Here is a 1,642-nt window from a genome sequence, read left to right as displayed (position 1 = left end):
TGAGGCGACACTCACGTCGGCCCGGGCCTTCCTTTACGCTGCTTCCGTCATGCTCCTCATCCGCCGCTTGGGACGACACTCATGATTATGGGACGGACTCTTAACGCTAACGACCTTTTAGAATATATACTTCGACGCACATCAGATATTCGACCAATTGTTCTAAATAGCAAACGTGATCGTAAGGCACAGGGTGACAATCCAACTGAGCCACGTTCACCGTTCACGATCATCATCGGTGGAAATATCGTGTCTCGGGGCGTCACCTTCCCGGATTTGCTTTCGATGCTATTTACTCGTGACGTGACTACAAAGCTTCAACAAGACACGTATATCCAGCGCGCAAGGATGTTTGGAGCGAGAGGCGCTTACTTGAAGCATTTTGAATTAACGATTCCTAGAGTGCTTTACGACGATTGGCATCGTTGCTTCGTATTCCACCGTTTGGCATTCGATAGCATCCAATCGGAGAAGAAGTCACCAGTTTGGATCGGTGACTCGCGGATTTCGGTTTCTAGTTCAGCATCAATCAACAGCGCAACGATTTCTGTCTACGCGGGTGAAATGGGTTTTGCAGTATTCGAATGGGACCCAGAACTTGATAAGTTGATGACCTCAGAGCCGGGAAGTCTTGATTTGCTGCGTCGGATTCAAGAGAGATTAGGCGAGGACGCCCTGCCAGACTTTGTCTTCTCGTTTATCCGAACAATGACGAAGTATCGTGGTGGTGGCTTAGTGATGCATAAAACCTTAGATGCTTCTCGCTGGACAAAAACTAATGCGACAACCATCTCACGTACCCGTGGCTTTCTTGGTACGACACAGTTGGCAATCGAGCGACATCCCAATGTACAGCATCACATCAGAATCGTCCGCATTGGTGACCGCGCACGACTATTCTATAAATATATAGGCGACATAGCATTCTCTAGGAATACTTCTATAGCTGCCTAGGCATGTACAAATGTAAGGATCGTTTCAGTGCGCATGCGCTTAGCTAGCGCACCGTCCTCCATTATAGGCAAATAGCGACTACCGGCAGGTAGCTCTCGTTCGTGACTGCTTTTCGTTGCTAAGCCTGCCGCTTTTGCGGCTGCCATTACCGCTCCAGAATTTCTAACGAATACACCTCTTAAGCAAGAGTTACCAACAACAAATGTCGCGCTTCCTTCCGGCTTAAGCACACGGGCAGTCTCCGCAAGCACACACCGGACGTCATTTACATAACGATCGATCATTCCTAAAAATCGGGCGGGAAGTTCATCCAACTCGCCCATATTTTTCCGGATTCGTGAGTTGATCTTGTTCACAGAATCTAAGTCGATGGAACGTTCTGCGCCAATGCTGTTTGAGCGAATGGATCGTAATTCGCTCATGCGATAGCCAAGCCACACCAAGGACAGTCGGTGACCCCTCAGATAGTCAATTGCGTTGAGATAAGGGGGTGAAGTTAGCACTACATCGACGCTTCCATCTGGAACTTGAGACATACTTCTTGCATCACCAATGCTTACATGCGACGACCGTTTTGGTGGTGTCTCAGAGTCCGTCCCATAATCATGAGTGTCGTCCCAAGCGGCGGATGAGGAGCATGACGGAAGCAGCGTAAAGGAAGGCCCGGGCCGACGTGAGCGTCGCCTCC

General features: G+C 49.4%; 2 protein-coding genes. One reads left to right on the top strand and one right to left on the bottom strand.

The genetic code is table 11. From position 1 onward, the window contains the following. Positions 1 to 81 precede the first annotated feature (81 nt). The gene (locus tag FS320_RS42510; RefSeq protein ID WP_152718536.1) at positions 82 to 954 is read left to right on the top strand and encodes a Z1 domain-containing protein; all 873 of its coding nucleotides are present in this window, start codon (positions 82 to 84) and stop codon (positions 952 to 954) included. Here the strand turns inward: FS320_RS42510 and FS320_RS42505 are convergent. Next, the gene (locus tag FS320_RS42505) at positions 951 to 1,490 is read right to left on the bottom strand and encodes a hypothetical protein (RefSeq protein WP_152718535.1); all 540 of its coding nucleotides are present in this window, start codon (positions 1,488 to 1,490) and stop codon (positions 951 to 953) included. The two genes, FS320_RS42510 and FS320_RS42505, sit on opposite strands and share 4 nt — an antisense overlap. Positions 1,491 to 1,642: the final 152 nt, after the last annotated feature.

Source organism: Microvirga tunisiensis (assembly GCF_009296175.1).
Taxonomy (GTDB): domain Bacteria; phylum Pseudomonadota; class Alphaproteobacteria; order Rhizobiales; family Beijerinckiaceae; genus Microvirga; species Microvirga tunisiensis.
Note: the sequence above shows the minus strand (reverse complement) of the source record. Positions and strands in the feature narration are given on the sequence as shown.

Coding starts and splice junctions, on each gene's coding strand:
- FS320_RS42510 (WP_152718536.1), top strand. CDS start 82: ATGATTATGGGACGGACTCTTAACGCTAACGACCTTTTAGAATATATA.
- FS320_RS42505 (WP_152718535.1), bottom strand. CDS start 1,490: ATGTCTCAAGTTCCAGATGGAAGCGTCGATGTAGTGCTAACTTCACCC.